Origin of the sequence: Pseudomonas idahonensis (assembly GCF_037903935.1) — a bacterium.
Taxonomy (GTDB): Bacteria; Pseudomonadota; Gammaproteobacteria; order Pseudomonadales; family Pseudomonadaceae; genus Aquipseudomonas; species Aquipseudomonas danubii.
This window is the reverse complement of record NZ_CP149586.1, coordinates 6,312,770-6,338,958: the sequence shown is the minus strand read 5'-3', so window position 1 is coordinate 6,338,958 and position 26,189 is coordinate 6,312,770. Positions and strand designations below refer to the sequence as shown.

Here is a 26,189-nt window from a genome sequence, read left to right as displayed (position 1 = left end):
CCCGCCGGGAGTGCCGGACGGGGCTTTGGATGTTGCCAGGTGAAGCTTACAGGCCGGCAGCAGCGCGCAAGGCGTCGGCGCGGTCGGTTTTTTCCCAAGTGAAGGTGGTGAAGGTGTCCTCACCCACGGTCTTGGTTTGTGGCGCACGGCCGAAGTGACCGTAGGCCGCGGTTTCCTGGTACATCGGGTGTAGCAGGTCGAGCATGGTGGTGATCGCGTAAGGACGCAGGTCGAAGTGCTCGCGGACCAGCTTGACGATCTTGTCGTCGCTGATCTTGCCGGTGCCGAAGGTGTTCAGCGAGATCGAAGTCGGTTGCGCCACGCCGATGGCGTAGGACACCTGGATCTCGCAACGCTCGGCCAGGCCGGCGGCAACGATGTTCTTGGCCACATAGCGACCGGCATAAGCGGCGGAACGGTCAACCTTGGATGGGTCCTTGCCGGAGAACGCGCCACCGCCGTGACGGGCCATGCCGCCGTAGCTGTCGACGATGATCTTGCGACCGGTCAGGCCGCAGTCGCCCACCGGGCCACCGATGATGAACTGGCCGGTCGGGTTGATGTGGAACTGGGTGTCCTTGTGCAGCAGTTCGGCCGGCAGCACGTGCTTGACGATCAGCTCCATCACGCCTTCGCGCAGGTCGTTGTAGGACACTTCCGGGTTGTGCTGGGTCGACAGCACCACGGCGTCGATACCGACCACGATGCCGTTTTCATAGCGGCAGGTGACCTGGGACTTGGCGTCCGGGCGCAGCCATGGCAGCAGACCCGATTTGCGGGCTTCAGCCTGGCGATGGACCAGTTGGTGGGAGAAGGCAATCGGCGCCGGCATCAGCGCTGCGGTTTCGTTGCTGGCGTAGCCGAACATCAGACCCTGGTCGCCGGCACCTTGATCTTCAGGCTTGGCCCGGTCGACGCCCTGGTTGATGTCGGGGGACTGCTTGCCAATGATGTTCATCACGCCGCAGGTGGCACCGTCGAAGCCGACGTCGGAGCTGGTGTAGCCGATGTCGCAGATCACGTCACGGACGATCTGCTCCAGGTCGACCCAGGCGCTGGTGGTGACTTCGCCGGCGACGATGGCTACACCGGTCTTGACCAGGGTTTCCACCGCTACGCGGGCATGCTTGTCCTGGGCAATGATGGCGTCCAGCACCGCATCGGAAATCTGGTCAGCGATTTTATCCGGATGCCCTTCAGACACGGACTCGGAGGTGAAAAGGGAGTATTCGCTCATCTCGACGGTTTCCTAAAATTTACCGATGGTGAGTGTCGCCAGCCGGTCGCTGAAAATGGCGGACCTGGATCTGGAAACCATTACGTAAGCCTATATAGAGACTTTCCCCGGGAGTCAGTCCCGCAGCGGTGGCCCAACGAGCCAAATCATCTTGTTCGAACCCTAGCCAGAGGTCGCCGCAAGCCTCTTTGGCCCAACTCTGGTTGTGGCTGCACAAGTCTGTTACCAACAGGCTACCGCCTGGTTGCAGCAATTGGGCCATCTGCTTGAGGGCTTCGGCCGGTGCGGCGAAATGGTGCAGGACCATATTCAGCACAACGCAATCTGCCGTCAGTGGCACGCCATCCAATGCATCGGCCAATTGCAGGCTGACGTTAGCCAATGTTTCGCGCTCGCACAGCTGGCGCGCCAGTTCAAGCATTGCCGGACTGTTGTCCAGAGCGGTCACCCGGGCAAAGCGTCGGGCCAGTTCAGGGAGAAATCCACCGTCACCGGGACCCACTTCAATGGCCGTGGCCATTGGCTTGAAACTCAGCTGGTCCAGTAGCGCAAGAACACTGTCGCGGTACTGGGGCAGTCCTGCGATCAGGTCCTGCTGGGCGCGGAATTTTTCCGCCACCCGGGAAAAAAAATCTTGGCTGGCTGCGGCCCGTTGCCGGTGCACCAGGCCGATCCGGCCCTGGACATCCACCGGCAGCCGCACCTGGTCCACTTCGTCCAGCAGTGCTGCGTGAAGCTTGCCCCCCAGGAGTTCGGTATGGGGCAGGGCGCGGCGATAGAAAATCGCATTGCCTTCACGGCGGGTCGCCACCAGGTTGGCCTGGGCCAGGACCTTCAAATGGTGACTCATGCCGGACTGGCCGATGGCGAAGATCTGAGCCAGTTCCAGTACACCGAACGAGTCGTTGCTCAGTGCGCGCAATACATTGAGCCGCAGAGGATCGCCGCCGGCCTTGCACAGGGCGGCCAGTTCGTCGCAATCGTCATGCTCAATGGAGGGTGCGTGCAGGTTCATAGGGGCGCAGTCTAGAGGTGCCTGCAAAGCCCTGCAACAGCAATATCAAAACTTTTTGATATTGCTGTTGCAGGGGCCTTTGCCAGAGCCGTTCGTTGCCTTGTCAACGAACGGCGAGCGGGTTTCTCCAGTGGATTGAGTGCTTATCCTTGGGAAAAACATGCCTGAGTGACTATCTGTCATTGCCCCCGCCAGACGCCTGAGGGAAAATGCAGGCCTTTTTTCCGTTTCGTTTTATTCAATCCTCAGGAGATCAGCGATGCCCAGCCGTCGTGAGCGTGCCAACGCCATTCGTGCCCTCAGCATGGATGCCGTGCAAAAAGCCAACAGCGGCCATCCAGGTGCCCCCATGGGTATGGCGGATATCGCCGAAGTACTTTGGCGTGACTACCTCAAGCACAACCCGAGCAATCCATCCTTCGCCGACCGTGACCGCTTCGTGCTGTCCAACGGTCACGGCTCGATGCTGATCTACTCGCTGCTGCACCTGACCGGCTACGACCTGTCGATCGATGACCTGAAGAACTTCCGCCAACTGCACAGCCGCACTCCGGGCCACCCGGAATTCGGCTATACCCCGGGTGTGGAAACCACCACTGGCCCACTGGGTCAGGGCCTGGCCAATGCCGTGGGCTTCGCCCTGGCGGAAAAGGTCCTGGCGGCGCAGTTCAACCGTCCAGGTCACGACATCGTTGATCACCACACCTACGTATTCCTGGGTGATGGCTGCATGATGGAAGGCATTTCCCACGAAGTAGCCTCCCTGGCCGGTACCCTGGGCCTGGGCAAGCTGATCGCCTTCTACGATGACAACGGCATCTCCATCGACGGTGAAGTCGAAGGCTGGTTCACCGACGACACGCCCAAGCGTTTCGAAGCCTACAACTGGCAAGTGATCCGCAACGTCGACGGCCACGATCCGGAAGAGATCAAGACCGCCATCGACACCGCGCGCAAGAGCCCGTTGCCGACCCTGATCTGCTGCAAGACCACCATCGGTTTCGGTTCGCCGAACAAGCAGGGCAAGGAAGACTGCCACGGCGCACCACTGGGTGCCGAGGAAATCGCCCTGACCCGCGCTGCACTGAAGTGGAACCATGGCCCGTTCGAAATCCCGGCCGACATCTACGCCGAGTGGGACGCCAAGGAAGCCGGTCGCGCCGTGGAAGCCGAGTGGGATCAGCGCTTCGCGGCCTACTCCGCTGCGTTCCCTGCCGAAGCCAATGAACTGGTACGTCGCCTTGCGGGCGATCTGCCCGCGGACTTTGCCGAGAAGGCCAATGCCTATATCGCTGAAGTCGCGGCCAAGGGCGAAACCATCGCCAGCCGTAAAGCCAGCCAGAACACCCTGAACGCCTTCGGCCCGCTGCTGCCTGAATTTCTCGGCGGCTCGGCTGACCTGGCCGGCTCCAACCTGACCCTGTGGAAAGGCTGCAAGGGCGTCAGCGCTGAAGACGCCAGCGGCAACTACATGTACTACGGCGTGCGCGAGTTCGGCATGACCGCCATCATGAACGGCGTTGCCTTGCACGGTGGCCTGGTGCCTTACGGCGCGACCTTCCTGATGTTCATGGAATACGCACGCAACGCAGTGCGCATGTCGGCGCTGATGAAACAGCGGGTGATCCATGTCTACACCCACGACTCCATCGGTCTGGGCGAAGACGGCCCGACTCACCAGCCGATCGAGCAACTGACCAGCCTGCGCAGCACCCCGAACCTCGACACCTGGCGCCCAGCCGATGCCGTGGAATCGGCGGTGTCCTGGAAGTACGCCCTGGAGCGCAAGGACGGCCCATCGGCGCTGATCTTCTCCCGCCAGAACCTGCAGCACCAAACCCGTGATGCCGGGCAGATCGCCGACATCAGCCGCGGTGGCTACGTGTTGAAAGACTGCGCAGGCGAGCCTGAGCTGATCCTGATTGCCACCGGTTCGGAAGTGGGCCTGGCGGTCCAGGCTTTCGACAAGCTGACTGAGCAGGGCCGCAAGGTGCGCGTGGTTTCCATGCCGTGCACCAGCGTGTTCGACGCTCAGGACGCGGGCTACAAGCAATCGGTTCTGCCGTTGCAGGTCAGCGCGCGGATCGCCATCGAAGCTGCTCACGCCGACTTCTGGTACAAGTACGTGGGTCTGGAAGGCCGGGTGATCGGCATGACCACCTACGGCGAGTCGGCGCCTGCGCCGGCCTTGTTCGAAGAGTTCGGTTTCACCCTGGACAACATCCTGGGCCAGGCCGAAGAGCTGCTGGAAGACTAAAAAAGCACGCGGTGGCCCAGCCACCGCGATCCCTTTGTAGGCGCTGGCTTGCCAGCGATTCGCGGCCTGCCTGACACGCCGCTGATCGCTGGCAAGCCAGCTCCTGCGATGGGGTGCGTATAACAAGTTCGTCTGCCTGTGCCTGATCGAGAACCCCATGCCTCAATCGCGTCCCTATAAAGTTGCACTCAACGGCTACGGCCGGGTTGGTCGTTGCGTCTTGCGTGCTCTGTTCGAGCGGGGGGCTGCGGCTGGATTCGAGATCGTCGCCATCAACGATCTGGCCGACATGGCCAGTGTTGAATACCTGACACGCTTCGACTCGACCCACGGCCGGTTTCCCGGCGAGGTGAAGGTCGATGGCGACTGTCTGCATATCAATGGCAACTGCGTGAAAGTGCTGCGCAGTGCCACGCCTGAAGGCATCGATTGGGCGTCCCTGGACGTCGATCTGGTGCTGGAATGCTCCGGTGCCTACCACACCCGGGCAGACGGCCAGCGTTTCCTCGACGCCGGCGCGCCACGGGTGCTGTTCTCCCAGCCGATGGCCAGCGAGGCGGATGTCGACGCGACCATCGTTTACGGGGTCAACCAGGAGTGTCTGACCGGCGCCGAGCTGCTGGTCTCCAACGCCTCCTGCACCACCAACTGTGGTGTGCCGCTGTTGCGCCTGCTGGATCAGGCCATCGGCCTGGAGTACGTGTCGATCACCACCATTCACTCGGCGATGAACGACCAGCCGGTGATCGACGCCTATCACCACGAGGATCTGCGTCGGACCCGTTCGGCGTTCCAGTCGGTGATCCCGGTGTCCACTGGTCTGGCGCGTGGTATCGAGCGCTTGTTGCCGGAACTTGCCGGGCGAATTCAGGCCAAAGCTGTGCGAGTGCCGACGGTCAATGTGTCCTGCCTGGATATCACCATGCAGACCGTGAGCGATACCGACGCCACCGAGGTCAACCGGATTCTGCGCGAGGCCGCCACCAGCGGTCCGCTCAAGGGCTTGCTGGCCTATACCGAGTTGCCTCACGCCAGCTGTGATTTCAATCATGATCCCCATTCGGCGATCGTCGATGCCAGTCAGACTCGCGTTTCCGGCCCCCGGCTGGTGAACATCCTGGCCTGGTTCGACAACGAATGGGGCTTTGCCAACCGGATGCTGGATGTTGCTGGGCACTACCTGCAAACAGCCACTCCACGCTCTGACTCTAAACTCTCTGTTTCTGAACAACAGTAACCCAGGAATTGCGACCCATGACCGTGTTGAAGATGACCGACCTCGATCTGCAAGGTAAGCGCGTACTGATCCGCGAAGACCTCAACGTCCCAGTCAAGGACGGTGTTGTCACCAGCGATGCGCGGATCCTGGCTTCGCTGCCGACCATCAAGCTGGCCTTGGAAAAAGGCGCGGCGGTGATGGTCTGCTCGCACCTGGGCCGCCCGACCGAAGGCGAGTTCTCTGCCGAGAACAGCCTCAAGCCGGTAGCCGATTACCTGAGCCGCGCCCTGGGCCGTGAAGTGCCACTGGTGGCCGACTACCTGGGTGGTGTCGAGGTCAAGGCCGGCGACATCGTGCTGTTCGAAAACGTGCGCTTCAACAAGGGCGAGAAAAAGAACGCCGACGAACTGGCCCAGCAATACGCTGCCCTGTGCGACGTGTTCGTGATGGATGCTTTCGGCACCGCGCACCGCGCCGAGGGTTCGACCCATGGCGTGGCCAAGTTCGCCAAAGTAGCCGCTGCAGGTCCCCTGCTGGCTGCTGAGCTGGAGGCGCTGGGCAAGGCCCTGGGCAACCCGGCCAAGCCGATGGCGGCCATCGTTGCCGGTTCCAAGGTGTCCACCAAGCTGGATGTGCTCAACAGCCTGAGCCAGATCTGCGACCAGTTGATCGTCGGTGGCGGCATCGCCAACACCTTCCTGGCCGCTGCCGGGCATCCGGTGGGCAAGTCGTTGTACGAGCCGGACCTCTTGGACACCGCCCGAGCCATCGCCGCCAAGGTCAGCGTACCGCTGCCGGTGGACGTGGTCGTGGCCAAGGAGTTCGCCGAAAGCGCCGAAGCTACCGTCAAGCTGATCGCTGATGTTGCCGCTGACGACATGATCCTCGACATCGGTCCACAGACTGCCGCGCAGTTCGCCGAGCTGCTGAAATCCTCCAAGACCATCCTCTGGAACGGTCCTGTAGGCGTGTTCGAATTCGACCAGTTCGGCAACGGCACCCAAGTGCTGGCCCAGGCCATCGCCGACAGCGCCGCGTTCTCCATTGCTGGCGGTGGCGACACCCTGGCGGCCATCGACAAGTATGGCGTGGCCCAGCAGATCTCCTACATTTCTACCGGTGGCGGCGCTTTCCTCGAGTTCGTCGAGGGCAAGGTACTGCCGGCGGTTGAAGTCCTGGAAGCCCGGGCCAAGGCCTGAGATTCCCGTTGGCCGGGCAAAGGAGTGTTCTGATGGTCAAGACATTGCCACTGTTGATCGCCGCGGCTTTGCTGGCGGGGTGCTCCGGCACTCCCCAGGCAAAATCGGCCGATGAGGCCGGTGAGCCGGACAAAGGCTGCTATCAGGCCGATTGGCAGGCCGAAACGGCGCCGGTGATTAACAAGCGTCTGGGCCCAGAGGGCCTGGAGAAGTACGAGACACCGTCAAAGACCAGGGAACAGGGCTGCCCTTGACGGGTCGGATTGGATAACGCAACGCGCTGGGGCCTGTGGGCTGTCAGCCGAGGAACATCGATGAAAGGTTTGATCGCCGTGGCGATGCTGGGCTTGCTGGCAGGGTGCGCCAACCTGAACCTGCTCAAGTCGCCGGCTCCCGACAACTGGACGACCTGGGTGTGTGACAGCCAGGCACAAGTGCTTTGGCGCTACACCGACGACAGCCGCAAGGCGGTCGACGTGCGCCTGGGGGGCGACGATCAGGTTCGGCGCCTTAAGCTTGAGCCCAGTGGTTCGGGTTCGCTGTACAGCGATGACATGCTGGCGTTTCACGTCAAGGGTGAAGAGGGCCTGGTTTACTGGGTCGCCACCAATGACTTGATCGGCCGCGGCTGCAAGGCCCAGTAGGAGCTGGCTTGCCAGCCAAGGCGGCGTCCAGGCCTGTGCAAGGTCAAGGGCCCCTTTACCGGCGAACTGGTTCCTGAAGGGCTGTAGAGATTTGGTTTTAACGGATACAACAGGGCGGGCTGACCCCCGATCTGCAATCACTTGAATAGCAGTCGCCGCTACGGCAGGCTTGCACGATTAACGACCCTCGACCGGGAGAGACACACACAATGGCACTCATCAGCATGCGCCAGATGCTGGACCACGCAGCCGAGTTCGGCTACGGCGTTCCAGCCTTCAACGTCAACAACCTTGAGCAGATGCGCGCCATCATGGAAGCCGCTGACAAGACTGACTCCCCGGTGATCGTTCAGGCGTCCGCCGGTGCGCGCAAGTACGCCGGTGCGCCGTTCCTGCGTCACCTGATCCTGGCGGCGATCGAAGAGTTCCCGCATATCCCGGTGTGCATGCACCAGGACCACGGCACCAGCCCTGACGTCTGCCAGCGCTCGATCCAGCTGGGCTTTTCCTCGGTCATGATGGACGGCTCCCTGGGCGAAGACGGCAAGACGCCGACCGATTATGAATACAACGTGCGCGTCACCCAGCAGACCGTGGCCATGGCCCACGCCTGCGGCGTGTCGGTAGAAGGCGAGCTGGGCTGCCTGGGTTCCCTGGAAACCGGCATGGCCGGTGAAGAAGATGGCATCGGTGCCGAAGGCGTGCTGGACCACAGCCAGATGCTGACCGATCCGGAAGAGGCTGCGGACTTCGTCAAGAAGACCCAGGTCGACGCCCTGGCCATCGCCATCGGCACCAGCCACGGTGCCTACAAGTTCACCAAGCCGCCTACCGGCGACGTGCTGGCCATCGACCGCATCAAGGAAATCCACAAGCGCATCCCCAACACCCACTTGGTGATGCACGGTTCTTCGTCGGTTCCGCAGGAGTGGCTGGCGATCATCAACCAGTACGGCGGCGACATCAAAGAAACCTACGGCGTGCCGGTTGAAGAAATCGTCGAAGGCATCAAGTACGGCGTGCGCAAGGTCAACATCGATACCGACCTGCGCCTGGCGTCCACCGGTGCCATGCGTCGCCTGATGGCCACCAACCCGAGCGAGTTCGATCCACGCAAGTTCTTCGGGGCCACCGTGACCGCCATGCGCGACGTGTGCATCGCCCGTTACGAAGCCTTCGGCACTGCCGGCAACGCTTCGAAGATCAAGCCGATCTCCCTGGAAGCAATGTTCCAGCGCTACCTCAAGGGTGAGCTGAACGCCAAGGTCAACTAAGCCTTAGCGTCATCCGGAAAGCCCGCAGCGATGCGGGCTTTTTTGTGCCTGGGATTCCTGCACAGAGACGGGGTTAGATTTTGTTGTGGTCGATATCCAGCTTGGAGAAGGTCACCTTGCCGCCCTCGCTGGTGTAGCCGCTGTTGTCCTGGACGTAAACGCCAGCCTTGAAATACAGCGGCTTGTCGCGCCAGGTGGCGCTCAGCTGGCCATCCCATTGATAGCCCGCAGCACTGATCCCCAGGGCACCACCGGGGCTCAGGTGGATCAGGTAGGAAAACTCCCGATCCATGGGCACGTTCCTGGCGACGGTGATGACCCGGCCTTCGTCGTCATCCGGGCGCATGCGCACCTTGGCCACGACATTGCCGCTGCCCTGGCTGGTCTTGTACTGGTACTCCACTTTCACCAGGGGCTTGGTGCTGTTGTAGGCATGGATCTGGCCGACGACGATCTTGCCCGACGAGGGCACCTGCTTCACTGCCAGGGTGGCGTACAACAGGTTGTCGGCCTCGGGATAGGTCCAGTTGCGCAGGGTGCCGTTGGAATAGGTTTCCCGCAGCTCGGTGCGCGGGTAGATGGCGTTCTCGGTTTTTGATCCGGTCACCGGCGACCAGAAGAACAGGGTGCCGCTATCGGAGTGGAAGTACTGGTCCTTGAAGCCTTTGACCAGGGTGGGGGTGTCAATGGTTGCCGGTGGGCTGCCGACGGGAACGCTGAGGTTCCAGGTTGCCAGATCGATCATGGTGAGAGGTTCCGCAAGGAAAGGTCTGGTGCAGGTCGCCGAGGGCTTTAGCCTGCGCTTCTTCGGGCGTCTTTATAACGCAGAACGGATGCCGGGCGAGGTCCGTACGGCGGATATCTGACGTCAGCAAAATATCGAAATGCCATCCTTCCCGGTTTTTATGCTGCACAACTGTGACCGTTAGTCGGGAGTCGGCGCCATTGGCGGAGCGATGACGTGATGGCGGCTTCTGCTTTTCAAGATCCGGGTCTAGAGTGAGTCCACAGTTTTAGCCAGGTTTTCTCACCCGCTCAGTCTTATTACAGGCAAGAGAAGCAGCATGGAATGCGTGCATCCGGAGGTGGCCGAAGGCCACTCCACTCTTCTGATCGTTGATGACTATCCTGAAAATCTCCTAAGCATGCGTGCTCTGTTGCAGCGCCAGGACTGGCGGGTGATGACCGCTGCCTCCGGTGTCGAGGCCTTGGGCCTGTTGCTCGAGCATGAGGTGGATCTGGTGCTGCTGGATGTGCAGATGCCCGGCATGGATGGTTTTGAGGTGGCTCGACTGATGCGCGGCAGCCAGCGTACCCGGCTGACACCGATCATCTTCCTCACCGCGAACGAGCAGTCCCAGGATGCCGTGATCAAGGGCTACGCCAGTGGCGCGGTGGACTACCTGTTCAAACCCTTCGACCCGCAGATCCTCAAGCCCAAGGTCCAGGCTTTGCTGGAGCAACAGCGCAACCGCCGAGCCCTGCAGCACCTCAGTCATGATCTGGAGGTGGCGCGAGCGTTCAACGCCGCGGTGTTGGACAACGCCGCCGAAGGCATCCTGGTGGTGGACGAAGGCGGCCATGTGCGCTTCGCCAATCCAGCGGTCTCGCGCTTGCTCAATGCCCAGGTGCAAGATCTGGAGGGCTCGCCCTTCCTCGATTACCTGCAAAAGCCCCACGTCCCCGACTGGAACGAATCCGAACTCTACGCCTGCTACCGCAGGGGCGAGACCTATCGTCTGCATGACGCCCTGTTGTGTACCGTCCCTGGTCAGCAGATCTGCGTGGCTCTGTCCTGCGCGCCCCTGCCCAGCGAACAGAAGGCCATGGTGGTGACCTTGCTGGACATGTCCGAGGTTCGACACCTGCATCAACAGCTGGAGTACCAGGCCGTTACCGATCCGCTGACGGGCCTGCTCAACCGGCGTGGTTTCTATCAGACCGTGGAGAACATCCTGCTGCGCAGCGATCGCTCGGGAAAGTCTCTGGTCCTGCTCTACCTGGACCTGGACGGCTTCAAACGAGTCAACGACTCCCTGGGGCACGATGCCGGTGACCGGGTGTTGCGCTGGGTCTCCGAGCAGTTGAAGGAGTGCCTGCATTCGTTCGACATTCTCGGGCGCATGGGCGGCGACGAGTTCACGGCCCTGCTGGAGCTGAGCTTCCCGGAGCAGGCGGCAAAAATCGCCGAAAAACTGATCGAACGCCTGTCCATCAGCCAGCAGATCGATGGCATGGAGGTGGTGCTGGGGGCCAGCATTGGCATCGCCATCTACCCTGACTGCGGTTCCAATCTGGATGGCCTGTTGCGCGCGGCGGATATCGCCATGTACGAGGCCAAGCGTGCCGGCCGTCAGCAGTACCGTTACTACGACCATGAAATGAACGGCCGTGCCCGGTCCCGGCTGATGCTCGAAGAAAGCGTGCGCAGCGCGGTGGAGCGCAAGGAGTTCACCCTGGTGTATCAGCCCCAGGTGGCCATTGCCGATGGCCGCTTGCGAGGGTTCGAGGCGTTGCTGCGCTGGCGGCACCCGAGTGTCGGCGATGTACCGCCCGGGCTGTTTCTGCCGTTGTTGGAAGAGGCGCGGTTGATCAGCCGCCTGGGCAGTTGGATCTATCAACAGGGCGCCGCTCAGCGCAAGGATTGGGAACAGGTATTCAGCCCGGACCTGGTGCTGGGTGTCAGCCTCAGCGCTACCCAGTTCGGCATGCCCAACCTGGCAACCGAACTGCGCCAGGTGTTGTTGCGCCATGGCCTGCAGCCTCGTCAGCTTGAGGTGGAGGTGACCGAGGCGGCACTGACCCAGAACCTCGACGAGACCCGCAAGCAGTTGCAGCAGTTGCATGAGCTGGGGGTGCGGGTGGCCCTGGACGATTTCGGATCAGGCAGCTGCTGTCTGGCGTACCTGCGTGACCTGCAGTTGGACACCCTCAAGCTTGACCGGCACCTGATCGCTCGCCTGCTGACTTCGCCGCGAGATGCCGCCATCGCCCGCAGTGTGATCGACCTGTGCAAACAGTTCGGCCTGCTGGTGATTGCCGAAGGCGTGGAAACCCTCGAGCAATACGAGTGGCTCAAGGCCAATGGTTGTGAATACGTGCAGGGTTTCCTGGTGGCGCGCCCCCTGACTGCCAGCAGTGCCAGTCAGTTTGCCCAGCCTTTTGACTGGAGCGCGTTGCCGGCCTGAATTCGCTACACTGGCGCTCTTTGCACCTTGCGTTGCCCCTTCATGACTGCACTCAAATACCTTCAGGCCTACCCCGTCGCCCTGCAACAGCAAGTGCGCCAGCTGATCGACGAAGATCGCCTGGGGGACTACCTGAGCCGGCGCTATCCGCACAAGCACGCGGTACAGAGCGACAAGGCGTTGTACAACTACGCTCTGGAACTGAAGCAGGAATACCTGCGCAACGCCCCGGCCATCGACAAGGTGCTGTTCGATAACCGCCTGGACCTGACCCACCGCGCCCTGGGCCTGCACACCACGGTGTCCCGGGTGCAGGGCGGCAAGCTCAAGGCCAAGAAGGAGATCCGCATCGCCTCCCTGTTCAAGGAGGCGGCGCCGGAGTTCTTGCGGATGATCGTGGTGCACGAGCTGGCGCACTTCAAGGAATCGGACCACAACAAGGCGTTCTACAAGCTCTGCGAGCATATGCTGCCGGGCTATCACCAGCTGGAGTTCGACCTGCGGGTCTACCTGACCTGGCGCGACCTGCAAGCCAAGGCAGGAGCGGCGGATTAGTGCTTAGTGAAAGGGAGTAGGCGATGGATGTCAGCAAGACCAAGAGCAGTTTCTACCGCCGCCTGTATGTGGCGTATCTGATCGACAGCGGCCTGGCCAGCAGTGTGCCGGCGCTGACCGAAGTCACGGGCATGCCCCGACGCACCGCCCAGGACACCATCGCCGCCCTGGCGGACCTGGACATCCTCTGCGAGTTCGAGCAGCAGGATGGCGCCCGCAATCATGCCGGGCGCTACCGGATCCATAGCTGGGGAGCCATCGACAAGGGCTGGATCGAGCCCAATCTGCGGCAGATCAAGACAGTGCTGGGTTATCCCTGAGTCTCAGGCCCGGCGCATGCCGATATGGGGAATGCCGTCCTCAAGGTATTCCTCACCCGCGACGATGAAGCCGTAGCGTCCGTAGTAATCCTTTAGATGGGCCTGGGCCGAGAGGTAGATCGGGGTTTCTGGCCAGTGCCGTTGTGCCTGTTTCAGCGCCTGCTCCATCAGGGCATGACCCAGGCCCTGGCCACGGGCCTGTTCGGCGATCACTACGCGGCCGATCACGACGTCCCCGCCTTGGGAGATCGGGTCCAGCAGGCGCACATAGGCCAGCAGGCGGTCGTCGTCCCAGGCCATCAAGTGGCAGGTATCGCCTTCAAGGTCGCGGCCGTCCACTTCCTGGTAGGGGCATTTCTGTTCCACGACAAAGACTTCGGTGCGCAGTTGCAGGATGGCGTACAACTGTTCCTTGCCCAGATCGGTGTGATGCTTGCAGACCCATTCGATGGTCATCTTCATATCCTGTAGAAAGTGCTGTGCGAAATACTATGCTCTGTACGAAAAGCCTTGATACTCGGTGATGCTGCGTTGAAAACGGTCTCGGAATGCTCATTTACAACCCGTAAACTCCGCTTCCTCGACCGTTTTCGCCTTGCCTGACCTTCGTCTCAAAACTTTTCGTACAGAGCCTAGGCACATCGCCGCCGGATGTCTTGTCGAGCAGCACCCAGAGGCTGTTTCTGTGAGTTAGGTCAAAATGCCACTATTGTTGTTACTGGCCTTTGTCTTCTTTGTGTAATCTGTTTTCAAGTCCTGTGCAGCGGTTTTGATGAGCTAGTGTTAGGGGCTGGGCTGCCCTGTCGAATACCGGCAGGGGCCCTCGAGTGTCGGCTGGAACGCGCTGGGCCCTGTGCCCGCTAAGGATCTTTTAGCATGCTGCGATTGCATCGAGCTTTGGCTTTGATCGGATTGCTGTTGCTGGGCCACAGCGCTTCTGCGGAGAAGCTGCGCCTGGTCGCTGACGCCTGGCCCCCCTTTACCGATGCGACCCTGGTCAATGGCGGGGTGGCCACCGATATCGTCAGCACCGCCCTTTCCCGTGCCGGCTATGCCAGCGAGTTCGAACAGGTGCCCTGGGCCCGGGCTCTCATGGGGGTTGGCGAGGGACGCTACGACGTACTGGTCAATGCCTGGTACAACGAAGAGCGCACCCATCTGGGGCAGTTTTCCTCGGAGTACCTGGTCAACCGAGTGCGCTTCATCAAGCGCAAGGATGCCTCGCTGGAATACAACAACCTCAAGCAACTGCATCAGTACCCGGTGGCGGTAGTGCGTGGCTACGCCTATTCGCCGGAGTTCGACAACGACCCGAACCTGCAGAAAGTTCTGGTGCATAACTTCGCCATGGCCGTGCGCATGCTGGCGGCGGACCGGGTCAAGCTGACTCTGGAAGACGAATACGTCGCCCGCTATTACTTGGCCCGGGAATCGCCTCGGGTGCGCAACGCGGTGGAATTTCTGCCCAAGCCCCTGAGCGAGAACGGCCTGCATATCCTGGTCAGCCTGAAAAACCCCGAACACGCGCAGATCGTTGCCAAGTTCGACCGGGAAATTGCCGCCATGAAGGCCGACGGCAGCTACGACCGCCTGTTGCGCCAGCACGGTATGTAACCGAACAGGGGGCTGTCTGTAGGAGCTGGCTTACCAGCGAAAGCGGCCCCGGACCTTGCATAAATCTTGCGGCCTCTTTCGCCGGCAAGCCGGCTCCTACGATTTTGCGTCGTCGCTGGTGTCTTTGATCAGGTGCGCCGCCAGGGTCCGCAACGGCCCCAGTTGTCGACAGATCAGTGCCAGCTGGGTCTGCACCAGACGCTGGCCTTCGTCGATTTCATCCGGCATCTGCTCCAGCTCATTGGCCAACGCTTCCTCGGCATCGCTCTGGATGGCGATCGGGGTCTTGTTGGCCAGACCCTGGGCAATCTCGTCGATGCTCGCCGCCAGGCTGACCCCGGCACCGTCGATCAGGTGCTCGCGGACTTCCCCCGGCAGTTGGGTTTCCCGGTGCGCGCCCAACCCCGACAGGTAGCTGAGCAAGGTGTGGGACAGCACCAGGAAGCGGAACCCCACGTCGGCTTCCTTACGGAAATGCCCCGGCTCCATGAGCATGTTGGCCAGGGTGGTGGACAGCGCCGCGTCGGCGTTGTGGGCGTTGCGCCGGGCCAGGCGGTAGGCCAGGTCGTCGCTTTTGCCTGCGGCGTACTGCTGCATGATCTGGCGCAGGTAGATGCTGTTGCAGGTCAGGGTGTTGGCCAGCACCTTGTTCAGGCGTCGGCCCTGCCAGTCCGGCAGGAACAGGAACACCGCCAGCCCGGCGATCAGACTGCCCAGCAGGGTATCGAACAGCCGCGGCAGGAACAGCCCGTAACCGTCGCCCACCTGGTTGAAGCAGAACAGCACCATCAGGGTGATGGCGGCTGTGGCCAGGGTGTAGCGGGTGGTGCGGTTGGTAAAGAACACCACCCCGGCGGCGATGGCGAACAGCGATTGCACCAAGGGGCTCGGGAACAGGTCGAACAGCGCCCAGGCGATGGTCAGGCCGATGGCGGTGCCGACGATCCGCTGCCCCAGCTTGCGCCGGGTGGCGCCGTAGTTGGGCTGGCAGACGAACAGCGTGGTGAGGATGATCCAGTAGCCCTGGGATGGGTGGATCAGATGCACCATGCCGTAGCCGATACTCAGCGCCAGGGGCAGGCGCAGGGCATGGCGGAACAGCAGTGATGTCGGTGTCAGCTGGGTGCGCAGGCGAGTCCAGACATCCTTGAGGTTGCGCGGCGAGCGGTCCAGCAGGCTGCTGTCGGTGGCATCGGCCAGGGCGTCGGGGTTGCTGGCGTCGCTGAGTAGGCGGTCGAGGGTGCCAAGGTTGGCCGCCAGGGCGCGCAGCGAGCGCAGCAGCCCGCGCCAGGCCGGGTTGCTCTGGATGCGCAGGTGTTCCAGGGAGGCGTGCAGGTCGCTCAGGGCCTCGGCGAAGCTGGCGTCATAGACGAACGGCTGGCGCAGCTGGATGGATTCGGCCAGGGAGCGGCAGGCCTTGCCCTGCTGGCGCAACAGGCGCTGGCAGCGAAACAGCACGTCGCTGTGGAAGAAGGCGTCGGTCAGGGCGTTATAGGGGTAATGGGACGAACTGGCGCGCTCGTGGATGTCCTGGGCCAGGAAGTACAGCTTCAGGTAGCGGCTGACTTTCGACCCCGGCCGGCCATTGCCCACCCGGTGCAGGATGATCTCCTTGGCGGCGTTGAGGGCTGCCACGACCTTGCCATTTTGCTGGGCCAGCTCCAGGCGCCGGGCTTCCACATCCAACTGGCGGATTGGCTCGAACAGGGATGACTTGAGCTTGAGGTAGAAACCCAGCTCACGAAACAGCCGGGCCAGGCTCTGCTGCACCGGCTGGTTGGAGAACAGCGCCTGCCACAGGACCGAGAGCAGGCCATACCAGGCCGCGCCGGCCACCAGCAGCAGCGGCTCGTGCCAGAAATCGATCACCGCGCCGCCGCGCTGGTCGACGCCGATCATGGTGTAGACCGAGAGAATCAGGGTCGCCGAGGCGATGGCGCCATAGCGTTCCCCCAGAGCCCCGAGCATGGTCAGGCCGAAGCTGGCCAGGGCCAGGGCAATGGCGAAGATCCAGGGGTAGGGGAACAACAGTTCCACCGACAGCGCGGCGATGCTGAAGCACACCAGGGTCACGGCCAGGGCGTTGAGCCGGCCTTGCCAGCTGTCGTCGGTTTCCGCCAGTGCGCTGGCGATGATGCCGAGGAACAGCGGAATCAGCAGGCCCATCTCATCCTGATACCAGCACAGCGCCATGCTGCCGGTCAGGGCGATGAACACCCGCACGCTGTAGCTGAATTTATCCAGCGCCCAGAGGCGGCGCAGAGACTGACGAAAAGAAGTCGATGACATGGAGTGGGACAGGCCTTCCGGGGCGATGCAGCTAAATTGAGCCAGTATTGACGACGGCGCAATGCCGCCGTCACATCGGCCGACAAATTCTGTTGCCGTTGCCGGTCGGGCGCCTGTAGCCGCTGCCGTAGGCTGCGAACGACCCGAAGGTGCGCGGCGATTCAAGGTCCGCTGAGGTCCTGCGGACCTGTCGCAGCCTGCGGCAGCGGCTACAGGGATTGCAGCGGCTCAGACGTATTGCGCCGCCGCGTAGCCCGAGGCCCAGGCCCACTGGAAGTTGAAGCCGCCCAGGTGGCCGGTGACGTCCAGCACTTCACCGATGAAATACAGCCCCGGGCTCTTCAGCGATTCCATGGTCTTGGACGACACCTCGCGGGTATCGACCCCGCCCAGGGTCACTTCGGCGGTGCGGTAGCCCTCGGTGCCCGCCGGCACCAACTGCCAGCTGCCGAGTTTTTGCGCCACGTCCGCCAGTTCCGCCGGGGTGTACTGCTTCATCGGCTTGGAGACGAACCAGTGCTCGGCCAGCAGTCCCGCCATCTTCTTGGTGAAGATTTCCCCCAGCAGGGTTTTCAGCTCGCTGTTGGGGCGCTCGGCCTGCTGCTGTTGCAGCCAGCCCAGGGCGTCGTGGTCTGGCAGCAGGTTGATCTCGACACTGTCGCCGGGTTGCCAGTAGGAGGAAATCTGCAGGATCGCCGGGCCGCTGAGGCCACGATGAGTGAACAGAATGTTCTCGCGAAAGCTCTGCTCGTTGCAGCTCACCAGACAGTCCACCGAGGTGCCCGACAACTCGCTGCACAGCTCCTTGAGCTGATCGGTGATGGTGAAGGGCACCAGGCCGGCACGGGTCGGCAGCAGTTCATGGCCGAACTGCTTGGCGACTTGATAGCCAAAACCGGTAGCGCCCAAGGTTGGGATCGACAGGCCGCCGGTGGCAATCACCAGGGATTGGCACTGCACCGCGCCCAGGGTGGTCTGCAGCAGATAGCCCGACTCCATTTTCTCGATCTGCTGGATCGAGGTGTCCAGGCGCAGTTCGACGCCGACCTGATCGCATTCGTCGAGCAGCATGCCGAGGATGTCGCTGGACTTGTTATCGCAGAACAGCTGGCCGAGTTTCTTCTCGTGGTAGGGCACGCCGTGCTTGGCCACCAGGCCGATGAAGTCCCACTGGGTGTAGCGGGCCAGGGCCGATTTACAGAAATGCGGGTTCTGCGAAAGGAAGTTGGCGGGCTCGGTGTACATATTGGTGAAGTTGCAGCGGCCACCGCCGGACATCAGGATTTTCTTGCCGGCCTTGTTGGCGTGGTCCAGCAGCAATACCTGGCGACCGCGGCCGGCCGCGGTCAGGGCGCACATCAGGCCGGCCGCGCCAGCGCCGATGATCACGACTTGGGTAGAACGCAAAACGGTGTCCTCGCACAAATTTGTGTAGGAGCGAGCTTGCTCGCGATAACGGTGCCGGGTTCAACCTCGATGTCGGCTGTTCGGACGCTATCGCGAGCAAGCTCGCTCCTACAGGGACGGTGGGGTTAGAGGACGCGCACGCGCAGCGAACGGCCCTTGATCTTGCCGTTGTTCAAACGTTGCAGCGCTTGCATGACCACGGTGCGATCAACCGCCACATACGACTGGAAGTCGAAGATCGCGATCTTGCCGACCTGGGCGCCCGGGATGCCGGCGTCGCCAGTCAGTGCACCGAGAATATCGCCCGGACGCACTTTGTCCTTGCGCCCGCCCGCGATGCACAGCGTGCTCATCGGTGGCTGCAGCGGGGCGCCGCCCTGGGACTTGAGGTTGTCGACCTGATCCCAGTTCAGCGGGGCTTTCTGCAGCTGTTCGATGGCTTGCGCGCGATGGGCTTCGGACGGTGCGACGAGGCTGACCGCGATACCTTTTTCGCCAGCGCGACCGGTACGGCCAACGCGGTGAATGTGGATTTCCGAATCGCGGGCCAGCTCGACGTTGATCACCATGTCCAGCGCATCGATGTCCAGGCCACGGGCGGCCACGTCGGTGGCGACCAGTACCGAAGTACTGCGGTTGGCGAACATCGCCAGCACCTGATCGCGGTCACGCTGTTCCAGATCGCCGTGCAGGCCGACGGCGGAAATGCCTTTGGAGGTCAGGTGATCGACGGTTTCCTGCACTTGCTGCTTGGTGAAGCAGAAAGCGACGCAGGAAGCCGGGCGGAAGTGGTGCAGGACTTTGGTCACTGCGCTCATGCGTTCTTCCGGGGAAATCTCGTAGAAACGCTGTTCGATCTGCGTGTCGTCGTGGAACGCTTCGGCTTTCACCGTCTGCGGATCACGCATGAACTTCGACGCCAGTTGCTTGATGCCCACCGGGTACGTGGCGGAGAACAGCAGGGTCTGCCGGCGCGACGGGGTCTGCTCGATGATGTCTTCGATGGCGTCGTAGAAACCCATGTCGAGCATGCGGTCGGCTTCGTCGAGGATCAGCGTGTTCAGGCCATCAAGCACCAGCGAACCCTTGCGCAGGTGTTGCTGGATACGCCCCGGGGTGCCGACGATGATGTGGGCGCCGTGTTCCAGGGAAGCGATCTGCGGGCCGAAGGACACGCCGCCGCACAGGGTCAGGACCTTGATGTTGTCTTCGGCACGGGCCAGGCGCCGGATTTCCTTGGCCACCTGGTCGGCCAGCTCGCGGGTCGGGCAGATCACCAGGGCCTGGCAGCCGAAGTAGCGCGGGTTGATCGGGTTCAGCAGGCCGATGCCGAAGGCCGCGGTCTTGCCGCTGCCGGTCTTGGCCTGGGCGATCAGGTCCATGCCCTTGAGGATCACCGGCAAGCTCTGCGCCTGGATCGGCGTCATCTGGGCATAACCGAGGGAGTCGAGGTTAGCCAGCATGGCGGGAGACAGGGGCAAAGTATTAAAAGCGGTGGCAATGGTGGTCACGGGACTGGCCTGCAAAACAAAATGTCGCGCAGTGTATCAGCCTCGCTCCTATAACCTGCAAATTCTGGACGAGCAACCGCGCAAAGGTGGTTTTGTGTAGGAGCTGGCTTGCCAGCGAAAGCGGTCGCGAGGTTGGTGCAATGCTCGGGGGCCTCTTCGCCGGCAAGCCGGCTCCTACGGAGGGGTGTGTGCGGCTCAATGCTCGATGTGCTGCTCCTCGACCTTGCGCGCCCTTCGGCCATCGGTGGGCGACAGCTGGAGGAAGATCGCCGCCGCCAGCATCGCCATGATGCCCACGGTGAGAAAGGTCAGCTGGAAGGCGCCGAGCACGGTGTTCACTCCGTCATTGCCTACTTGTGCAGTAAAACCGCCCAGCAGCGCACCGGCACAGGCCACCCCCAGGCTCAGGGACAACTGCGCTACCACCGACAGTAAGCTGTTGCCGCTGCTGGCGGCGGCATCGTCGAGGTCGATCAGGGTCACGGTGTTCATCGCGGTGAACTGCAGCGAGTTGATCGCCCCCAGCACCGCCAGCATGCCCAGCAGCAGGGGATAAGGCGTGTGCTCGCTGACCAGCCCCATGCTGGCCAGCATCAGCCCCAGGGCCAGGGTGTTGCCGGTGAGCACGATGCGGTAGCCCAGGCGCTCGATCAACGGCCGGGCAATGGACTTGGCCAGCATCGCCGCGGCCGCCAGGGGCAGCATGCTCATCCCCGCCTGGGACGGTGAATAACCCAGCGCCACCTGCAGCAGCAGCGGCACCAGGAACGGCAGGGCACCGCTGCCCAGGCGGGCGAACAGGTTGCCGAGGATGCCCACGGCAAAGGTCCGCACCTTGAACAGCGAAGGGGCGAACAGCGGGGTGTCGATATGCCCGGCTCGTAGCCAGTAGGCCGCCAGGCAGGCCAGCCCGGCAAACAGCAGCAACATCACCCGCAGGTGCGGCAGGTGCAGTTCCCCCAGGCCTTCCATGGCGATGGTGATCAGCACCATCGCCGCGCCGAACAGCACAAAGCCCAGGCCATCGAAACGGGTGCGCTCGCTGCCTCGCAGGTCGGGGATAAAACGCCACACCGCATAGCAGCCCACCGCACCCACTGGCAGGTTGATCAGGAAGATCCAGTGCCAAGTCAGGTACTGCACCATCCAGCCGCCCATGGTCGGGCCGATCAGCGGGCCCAGCAGGCCGGGAATGGTGATGAAGCCCATGATCCGCACCAGTTCCGAACGCGGGTAGGCCCGCAGCACCACCAACCGTCCCACCGGCAGCATCAGTGCCCCGCCCAGGCCCTGGATCACCCGGGCGCCGATCAGTTGGCTCAGGGTGTTGGACATCGCGCACAGCAGGGAACCGATGCTGAACAGCAAGATGGCGCCGAAGAAGATCTTCTTGGTGCCGAAGCGGTCGGCGATCCAGCCCGATGCTGGGATCAGCAGGGCCACGGTGAGCATGTAGGCGATGATCACCCCCTGCATGCGCAGCGGGTCTTCCGCCAGGTCCTGGGCCATGGCTGGCAGCGCCGTGTTGAGGATGGTGCCGTCCAGGGATTGCATGAAGAAGGCGATGGCCACCACCCAGGGCACCCAGCGGGCGGTGGTGGCATCGAGAGGCGTGCGTTCGGGCATGGGATCTCCCAAGGGCAGCGGCAAGCGGCAAGCCATAAGCTTCAAGCTTGCCGCTTACAGCTTGCGGCTTGTCGCTTACAAGGTGAGGGTCAGGCGACTGACCAGGGCTCCGGGCAAATGCATCGAGGCAGTCTGGCGCTGGCCGTAGGTACTGGCCGAAAGCAGCAGTTCGCGCTGCTCGGTCAGGGCCTCCAGTTGCGAACCCAGCAGGCTGTAGACGCTGTCATCGAAACGCATGGTGCTCACCGGGGCCTGGATCTCGCCGTTCTCCACCCAGAAGGTGGCGAAGCGGGTCATGCCGGTCAGGCGCGCTGCCGGCAGGTCCGAGTAGTTGAGGTACCACAGGTTGCTGATGTACAGGCCGGTGCCCAGTTGCTTGAGGATCTCCTGCTGCGACAGCTGCCCGGCGGCCATGTTCAGCGCACTGGGGTATTCGCTGCTGCCGGCGCCGTTGCTGGTCAGGCCGTACTCGGCGGCGCTGCGGGAGTTGATCAACTGTGCGTTGGCATTGCCGGCGGCGATCAGCGACAGGTCGCTGCGCGGGTAGCCCTCATCGGAAAAGGCCGGACTCAGGGAGCCGCTGACCTGTTCGTCCAGGGACACCAGGGGGCTCAGGGCGGCATCGCCCGCGTAGAGCTTCTGCAGGGGGCTGTGCTTGCTGGCAATGGACTGGGCCGAGAACCCGCCCCAGGCCAGCATGCCCATGATCTCCTCCAGGGCCGCCGGCGCCAGGTAGGCGCGGTAATGCCCCGGCGTCAGGGTGCGCAGCGGTCGACCGAGGAACTCCAGTTGCTGACGGGCCTGGTCGAAGCGCTGGGCGAAGGCTGCGTCGTCCCAGGCGTGTCCCGCGTAGCTGGCCTTCACCGCTTCGCCGTTTGCGTGGAACAGGCTGAAGTCGAAGTTGAAGCTATTGGCCTGATGCCAGCCGAAGGCTCCGGCGGAACTGGCAAAACCTCGGCTGATGGGGCCGGCGGCATAGATGCCCACCAGATCCAGGCCGGCACCGGCGCGGCCGATCTGTGCCACCACCTGCTCGCTATCGGGCAGCGGATGGTCCTGCACATGGTGGGATTGCCATTGGGCGTGATTGAGCATCAGGTACGGGTCCGCCGGCAGCAGCGGCAGGGTTTCGCGCAACTGTTGCAGGGCTTCGACCAGGCGCTGACGGTCCACCTCGGGGTCGTTGCTCAAGGTGATGCTCAAGTCGGCGTGGCGTCCGTCGTCGATCAGCTTGAAGTGCAGGCTGGCCTGTTGCACCTGCCCGGCCTGACGCACCTTGGCGTGGTTGAAACGGATGAACTCCGAGGACTCGGCCGAGTAGCTCAGAGTGAACTGTTCCGATTCCTTGATCGCGTCCTGCAGCCACTGCACCCATGCCTTGAACTGCTCGGCCTGATTCATCGTCCTGTTCATCAGGCGTCTCCTCCGAATACGTCAATCTTGCTGAACACGCAGGCCGGCGAAGCGTGGCCGACGCGGATTACCTGGTTGGGCTCGCCCTTGCCGCAGTTGGGCGTGCCCAGGACCTGGAAGGTGCTGCGATCGCCCACCGCGCTGAGGTTGCGCCAGAACTGTGCTGAGATACCCCGGTAGTTGGGGTTCTTGACCACGCCCTTGAGCTCGCCGTTTTCGATCAACTGGCCCCATTCGCAGCCGAACTGGAACTTGTTGCGCGCATCGTCGATGGACCAGGAGCGGTTGGTGGACATCAGGATGCCGTGTTCGATCTGGCCGATCAGGCGGTCCAGGGGCTGGTCGCCGGGCTCGACGTTGAGGTTGGCCATGCGGTCGATGGGCGCGCGGTTCCAACTGCTGGCGCGGCTGTTGGCAACGCCGTCGAGGCCACTGCGGTACTGCGACAGGGCACTGCCCAGGGGACGTACCAGCAGCCCCTCGCGGATCAGGAACTGCTTGCTGGCGGCGCTGCCATCGTCGTCATGCCCATAGCTGGCCAACTCCTCGGGAATCTGTGGGTCGAAGGTCACGTTGAGCAGGGACGAGCCATATTGCAGGCGGCCGAAATCTTCCTGTTTGACGAAACTGGTGCCGGCGTAGTTGCGCTCGTCGCCGAGGATGCGGTCCAGTTCCAGGGGGTGGCCGATGGACTCGTGGATCTGCAGCATCATCTGGTCCGGCATCAGCAGCAGGTCCCGCTGGCCTGGCGGGGTGTTCGGCGCCAGCAGCAGTTGCAGCGCCTGGTCGGCCACCCGTGGCGCCGCGCCCAGCAGGCCACAGCGGCTGATCACATCGCCGGCGCCCTGCTGGCCGAAGTTTTCCCGGCCCAGGCTGCGGGTCTGGCTGTCGCTACCGTCGTAGGCGGTGACATCCAGGCCCGGGTAGACAAACCGCTGAGCCTGGCGCAGCTCGGCGCCGGCGCTGTTGAGGTAGATCTGCTCGACCTGGGTCACGCCGATGCCCACTTGCCAGTTCACTAGGCGCTCGTCCTTGGGCACCGAGGCCGATTCGTCGCCCAGCAGCTGGTAACAGTCGCTGAGGGATGGGAAGGGCTGGTCCAGATTCGGCGAAAGGTAGTCGCCACGGTGGCTGGATACCGGTTGCTCGCGCAGGTCCAGCAGGGCGTGGGCGGCGATCACCCGAGCCAGGTGTTCGGCGCGGTCGAGGGCGGCTTGCAGGCCGCCTTGCGAGAGGTCACTGGTGGCGGCGTAGGCTTCCACACCACGCACCCGTGCGGTCAGCATCGCCCCTTCGTCGCGGCCCAGGCTCGGTGGTTCGGCAACGTTCTTGCGCACTGACAGGTATTGGTCCGACTCGCGCACGTAGCGCAGGGAAAAGAATTCGGCGCCCGTGCGCAAGGCAGCAAAGCGCTGCTTGAGCTGGGGGTGAAAGTCGAACATGGAGAACCTCCTTGTGAGACGCGATAGCGGGCGGGTCTTGTCGCCAGCAAACGGAACGCTGCCCGGCGGCTCCTACAGATATAGGCGTCGGTGGACTCCGGGGCGAAGGGGATGGGCAAGTTGCAGAACTGTAGCTGCTGCCGGAGGCTGCGATCAAGGAGGCAGTGCGGGCAATGCGGGGGCAGGAAATACGCGGGGAGGTGAAAAAGGCACCGACCCTTGCGGTCGGTGCCCGTGCGGCTTACTGCGCGGTCGGAGTGATATCGCGCATTGGCTTGCCACGCACCGGGGCGTTGCCCGCTACGTAGTAGTCGGCCTTGCTGCGGGGCAGCGGCTGACGGCCACGGATCTTGTCGGCGATTTTCTCGGCCATCATGATGGTCGGCGCGTTGAGGTTGCCGGTGGTGATGATCGGCATGATCGAGGCATCCACTACGCGCAGGCCTTGCATGCCGTGCACGCGACCCTGGCCATCCACTACCGCCATGTCGTCGGTGCCCATCTTGCACGAGCAGGATGGGTGGAACGCGGTCTCGGCGTGCTCGCGGATGAACGTGTCCAGTTGCTCGTCGGTCTGCACCTCGATGCCCGGGCTGATTTCTCGACCACGGAAGGCGTCCAGGGCCGGCTGTTGCATGATTTCCCGGGTCAGGCGGATGCCGTCGCGGAATTCCTGCCAGTCCTGCTCGGTGGCCATGTAGTTGAAGAGGATGCTGGGGTGCTGGCGCGGGTCCTTGGACTTGATCTGCACGCGACCACGGCTCGGCGAGCGCATGGAACCCATGTGCGCCTGGAAACCGTGCTCTTTCACGCCGTTGCTGCCGTTGTAGTTAATCGCCACCGGCAGGAAGTGGTACTGGATATTCGGCCATTCGAACTCTTCACGCGTACGGATGAAACCGCCGGCTTCGAACTGGTTGCTGGCGCCGATGCCGGTGCCGTTGAACAGCCATTCGGCACCGATGGCCGGCTGGTTCCACCACAGCAGCGATGGGTACAGCGACACCGGTTGGGTGCAGGCGTACTGCAGGTACAGCTCCAGGTGGTCCTGCAGGTTCTCGCCGACGCCCGGCAGGTCGTGGACCACCGGGATGTCCAGGCTTTCCAGCAGGGCGCGGGGGCCGACGCCGGAGCGTTGCAGCAGTTGCGGCGAGGCGATGGCGCCGGAGCTGACGATCACTTCCTTGCGGGCGCGGGCTTCCACGCGCTCTTCGGTGCTGCCTTGCAGGTAGCTCACGCCGACTGCGCGCTTGCCGTCAAAGATGATCTTGTCGGTCAGGGCGTGGGTGACGATGGTCAGGGTCGAACGCTTCTTGGCGATGTCCAGGTAACCGCGGGCGGTGCTGGAGCGACGACCTTTAGGGGTGACCGTACGGTCCATCGGGCCGAAGCCTTCCTGCTGGTAGCCGTTCAGGTCTTCGGTGCGCGGGTAACCGGCTTGTACACCGGCTTCGACCATGGCGTGGAACAGCGGGTTGTTGCCGGCTTTGGGCGTGGTCACGCTGACCGGGCCTTCGCCGCCGTGGTAGTCGTTGGGGCCGATGTCACGGGTTTCCGCCTTGCGGAAGTACGGCAGGCAGTCCAGGTAGGTCCAGTCTTCCAGGCCTGGCAGCTTGGCCCAGCCGTCGTAGTCCATGGCGTTGCCGCGGATGTAGCACATGCCGTTGATCAGCGACGAGCCACCCAGGCCCTTGCCGCGACCACACTCCATGCGACGACCGTTCATGTGTGGCTCTGGATCGGTCTCGTAGGCCCAGTTGTAGCGACGGCCTTGCAGTGGGAAGGCCAGTGCCGCCGGCATCTGGGTACGGAAGTCGAAGCGATAGTCCGGGCCGCCTGCTTCCAGCAGCAGGACGGTGACGCCTTCGTCTTCGGTCAGACGGGTCGCCAGGGTGTTACCGGCAGAGCCGGCACCCACAATGATGTAATCGAATTCTTGGGACATTGAATGCACCCTCTTTGAGATTGGTCAGGTCGCA

General features: G+C 62.8%; 21 protein-coding genes. 10 read left to right on the top strand and 11 right to left on the bottom strand.

Annotated elements, in window-relative coordinates:
* Positions 1–46 precede the first annotated feature (46 nt).
* Together metK and WIN67_RS28690 are read right to left on the bottom strand one after the other, a co-directional pair.
* On the bottom strand, positions 47–1,237 hold the full coding sequence (gene metK / locus WIN67_RS28695; protein ID WP_110594377.1) for a methionine adenosyltransferase: 1,191 nt from the start codon (positions 1,235–1,237) through the stop codon (positions 47–49).
* A 19-nt stretch (positions 1,238–1,256) separates the two neighbouring features.
* Positions 1,257–2,252, bottom strand: coding sequence for a metalloregulator ArsR/SmtB family transcription factor (locus WIN67_RS28690; RefSeq protein WP_339070354.1), 996 nt, complete (start codon positions 2,250–2,252; stop codon positions 1,257–1,259).
* 259 nt (positions 2,253–2,511) lie between these two features.
* Here WIN67_RS28690 and tkt point away from each other — a divergent pair, with 259 nt between their 5' ends.
* From tkt to fba, 6 genes are all read left to right on the top strand, one after another.
* Positions 2,512–4,509, top strand: coding sequence for a transketolase (tkt, locus tag WIN67_RS28685; RefSeq protein ID WP_102862037.1), 1,998 nt, complete (start codon positions 2,512–2,514; stop codon positions 4,507–4,509).
* Positions 4,510–4,666: 157 nt separating this feature from the next.
* Positions 4,667–5,746, top strand: a complete 1,080-nt coding sequence (epd, locus tag WIN67_RS28680; protein ID WP_102862036.1) for an erythrose-4-phosphate dehydrogenase — start codon at positions 4,667–4,669, stop codon at positions 5,744–5,746.
* Positions 5,747–5,763: 17 nt separating this feature from the next.
* On the top strand, positions 5,764–6,927 hold the full coding sequence (locus tag WIN67_RS28675; RefSeq protein WP_102862035.1) for a phosphoglycerate kinase: 1,164 nt from the start codon (positions 5,764–5,766) through the stop codon (positions 6,925–6,927).
* A 32-nt stretch (positions 6,928–6,959) separates the two neighbouring features.
* Positions 6,960–7,181 carry a hypothetical protein gene (locus WIN67_RS28670; RefSeq protein WP_102881132.1) on the top strand — a complete coding sequence of 74 codons (222 nt, stop codon included), beginning with the start codon at positions 6,960–6,962 and terminating at the stop codon, positions 7,179–7,181.
* A gap of 60 nt (positions 7,182–7,241) precedes the next feature.
* Positions 7,242–7,571 carry an MliC family protein gene (locus WIN67_RS28665; protein WP_102862033.1) on the top strand — a complete coding sequence of 110 codons (330 nt, stop codon included), beginning with the start codon at positions 7,242–7,244 and terminating at the stop codon, positions 7,569–7,571.
* 209 nt (positions 7,572–7,780) lie between these two features.
* Complete coding sequence (fba, locus tag WIN67_RS28660) at positions 7,781–8,845, top strand: class II fructose-bisphosphate aldolase (protein WP_003229012.1); 1,065 nt, start codon at positions 7,781–7,783, stop codon at positions 8,843–8,845.
* Positions 8,846–8,918: 73 nt separating this feature from the next.
* On the opposite strand, the gene WIN67_RS28655 is transcribed toward fba, so the two are convergent.
* A complete protein-coding gene (locus WIN67_RS28655) occupies positions 8,919–9,590 on the bottom strand; it encodes a polysaccharide lyase family 7 protein (RefSeq protein WP_102881131.1) in 672 nt (223 codons plus the stop codon).
* A gap of 319 nt (positions 9,591–9,909) precedes the next feature.
* On the opposite strand from WIN67_RS28655, the gene WIN67_RS28650 reads away from it, so the two are divergent.
* From WIN67_RS28650 to WIN67_RS28640, 3 genes are read left to right on the top strand one after another with little or no spacing between them, the layout of a single operon-like run.
* The gene (locus WIN67_RS28650) at positions 9,910–12,033 is read left to right on the top strand and encodes a putative bifunctional diguanylate cyclase/phosphodiesterase (RefSeq protein ID WP_339070353.1); all 2,124 of its coding nucleotides are present in this window, start codon (positions 9,910–9,912) and stop codon (positions 12,031–12,033) included.
* 42 nt (positions 12,034–12,075) lie between these two features.
* On the top strand, positions 12,076–12,588 hold the full coding sequence (locus tag WIN67_RS28645) for a M48 family metallopeptidase (protein ID WP_102881129.1): 513 nt from the start codon (positions 12,076–12,078) through the stop codon (positions 12,586–12,588).
* Positions 12,589–12,611: 23 nt separating this feature from the next.
* Positions 12,612–12,908 (top strand): winged helix-turn-helix domain-containing protein, encoded by a 297-nt coding sequence (locus WIN67_RS28640; protein ID WP_102862029.1) that lies wholly within the window; start codon positions 12,612–12,614, stop codon positions 12,906–12,908.
* 3 nt (positions 12,909–12,911) lie between these two features.
* Here the strand turns inward: WIN67_RS28640 and WIN67_RS28635 are convergent, their stop codons facing one another.
* Complete coding sequence (locus WIN67_RS28635; protein ID WP_110652411.1) at positions 12,912–13,364, bottom strand: GNAT family N-acetyltransferase; 453 nt, start codon at positions 13,362–13,364, stop codon at positions 12,912–12,914.
* Between the two features lie 420 nt (positions 13,365–13,784).
* Between WIN67_RS28635 and WIN67_RS28630 the strand changes: the two genes are divergently transcribed.
* Entirely contained in the window at positions 13,785–14,522 is a 738-nt protein-coding gene (locus WIN67_RS28630) for a substrate-binding periplasmic protein (protein WP_102881127.1), read from the top strand.
* A gap of 96 nt (positions 14,523–14,618) precedes the next feature.
* Here the strand turns inward: WIN67_RS28630 and yccS are convergent, their stop codons facing one another.
* The 7 genes from yccS to betA form a co-directional block, all read right to left on the bottom strand.
* Positions 14,619–16,811, bottom strand: coding sequence for a YccS family putative transporter (gene yccS / locus WIN67_RS28625; RefSeq protein ID WP_123389888.1), 2,193 nt, complete (start codon positions 16,809–16,811; stop codon positions 14,619–14,621).
* Positions 16,812–17,039: 228 nt separating this feature from the next.
* The gene (locus WIN67_RS28620) at positions 17,040–18,218 is read right to left on the bottom strand and encodes an NAD(P)/FAD-dependent oxidoreductase (RefSeq protein ID WP_110594383.1); all 1,179 of its coding nucleotides are present in this window, start codon (positions 18,216–18,218) and stop codon (positions 17,040–17,042) included.
* Positions 18,219–18,343: 125 nt separating this feature from the next.
* A complete protein-coding gene (gene dbpA / locus WIN67_RS28615; RefSeq protein ID WP_240322050.1) occupies positions 18,344–19,681 on the bottom strand; it encodes an ATP-dependent RNA helicase DbpA in 1,338 nt (445 codons plus the stop codon).
* Positions 19,682–19,924: 243 nt separating this feature from the next.
* Complete coding sequence (gene mdtD, locus WIN67_RS28610) at positions 19,925–21,355, bottom strand: multidrug transporter subunit MdtD (protein ID WP_102881123.1); 1,431 nt, start codon at positions 21,353–21,355, stop codon at positions 19,925–19,927.
* A gap of 75 nt (positions 21,356–21,430) precedes the next feature.
* Entirely contained in the window at positions 21,431–22,768 is a 1,338-nt protein-coding gene (locus WIN67_RS28605) for a TldD/PmbA family protein (RefSeq protein ID WP_339070352.1), read from the bottom strand.
* Positions 22,768–24,210, bottom strand: a complete 1,443-nt coding sequence (locus tag WIN67_RS28600; protein WP_110594386.1) for a TldD/PmbA family protein — start codon at positions 24,208–24,210, stop codon at positions 22,768–22,770. Before WIN67_RS28600 ends, WIN67_RS28605 begins: the two co-directional genes overlap by 1 nt.
* 241 nt (positions 24,211–24,451) lie before the next feature.
* Positions 24,452–26,155, bottom strand: coding sequence for a choline dehydrogenase (betA, locus tag WIN67_RS28595; RefSeq protein ID WP_110594388.1), 1,704 nt, complete (start codon positions 26,153–26,155; stop codon positions 24,452–24,454).
* Between the last annotated feature and the right edge of the window lie 34 nt (positions 26,156–26,189).

Excerpts from the sequence above, each read along its gene's own strand:
- WIN67_RS28655 (WP_102881131.1), bottom strand. The coding sequence starts at position 9,590 with ATGATCGATCTGGCAACCTGGAACCTCAGCGTTCCCGTCGGCAGCCCA.
- WIN67_RS28665 (WP_102862033.1), top strand. The coding sequence starts at position 7,242 with ATGAAAGGTTTGATCGCCGTGGCGATGCTGGGCTTGCTGGCAGGGTGC.
- WIN67_RS28645 (WP_102881129.1), top strand. The coding sequence starts at position 12,076 with ATGACTGCACTCAAATACCTTCAGGCCTACCCCGTCGCCCTGCAACAG.
- metK (WP_110594377.1), bottom strand. The coding sequence starts at position 1,237 with ATGAGCGAATACTCCCTTTTCACCTCCGAGTCCGTGTCTGAAGGGCAT.
- WIN67_RS28670 (WP_102881132.1), top strand. The coding sequence starts at position 6,960 with ATGGTCAAGACATTGCCACTGTTGATCGCCGCGGCTTTGCTGGCGGGG.
- betA (WP_110594388.1), bottom strand. The coding sequence starts at position 26,155 with ATGTCCCAAGAATTCGATTACATCATTGTGGGTGCCGGCTCTGCCGGT.
- WIN67_RS28690 (WP_339070354.1), bottom strand. The coding sequence starts at position 2,252 with ATGAACCTGCACGCACCCTCCATTGAGCATGACGATTGCGACGAACTG.
- epd (WP_102862036.1), top strand. The coding sequence starts at position 4,667 with ATGCCTCAATCGCGTCCCTATAAAGTTGCACTCAACGGCTACGGCCGG.
- WIN67_RS28635 (WP_110652411.1), bottom strand. The coding sequence starts at position 13,364 with ATGACCATCGAATGGGTCTGCAAGCATCACACCGATCTGGGCAAGGAA.
- WIN67_RS28605 (WP_339070352.1), bottom strand. The coding sequence starts at position 22,768 with ATGAACAGGACGATGAATCAGGCCGAGCAGTTCAAGGCATGGGTGCAG.
- fba (WP_003229012.1), top strand. The coding sequence starts at position 7,781 with ATGGCACTCATCAGCATGCGCCAGATGCTGGACCACGCAGCCGAGTTC.
- WIN67_RS28630 (WP_102881127.1), top strand. The coding sequence starts at position 13,785 with ATGCTGCGATTGCATCGAGCTTTGGCTTTGATCGGATTGCTGTTGCTG.
- WIN67_RS28675 (WP_102862035.1), top strand. The coding sequence starts at position 5,764 with ATGACCGTGTTGAAGATGACCGACCTCGATCTGCAAGGTAAGCGCGTA.
- WIN67_RS28600 (WP_110594386.1), bottom strand. The coding sequence starts at position 24,210 with ATGTTCGACTTTCACCCCCAGCTCAAGCAGCGCTTTGCTGCCTTGCGC.
- WIN67_RS28650 (WP_339070353.1), top strand. The coding sequence starts at position 9,910 with ATGGAATGCGTGCATCCGGAGGTGGCCGAAGGCCACTCCACTCTTCTG.
- dbpA (WP_240322050.1), bottom strand. The coding sequence starts at position 19,681 with ATGCTGGCTAACCTCGACTCCCTCGGTTATGCCCAGATGACGCCGATC.
- mdtD (WP_102881123.1), bottom strand. The coding sequence starts at position 21,355 with ATGCCCGAACGCACGCCTCTCGATGCCACCACCGCCCGCTGGGTGCCC.
- WIN67_RS28640 (WP_102862029.1), top strand. The coding sequence starts at position 12,612 with ATGGATGTCAGCAAGACCAAGAGCAGTTTCTACCGCCGCCTGTATGTG.
- yccS (WP_123389888.1), bottom strand. The coding sequence starts at position 16,811 with ATGTCATCGACTTCTTTTCGTCAGTCTCTGCGCCGCCTCTGGGCGCTG.
- tkt (WP_102862037.1), top strand. The coding sequence starts at position 2,512 with ATGCCCAGCCGTCGTGAGCGTGCCAACGCCATTCGTGCCCTCAGCATG.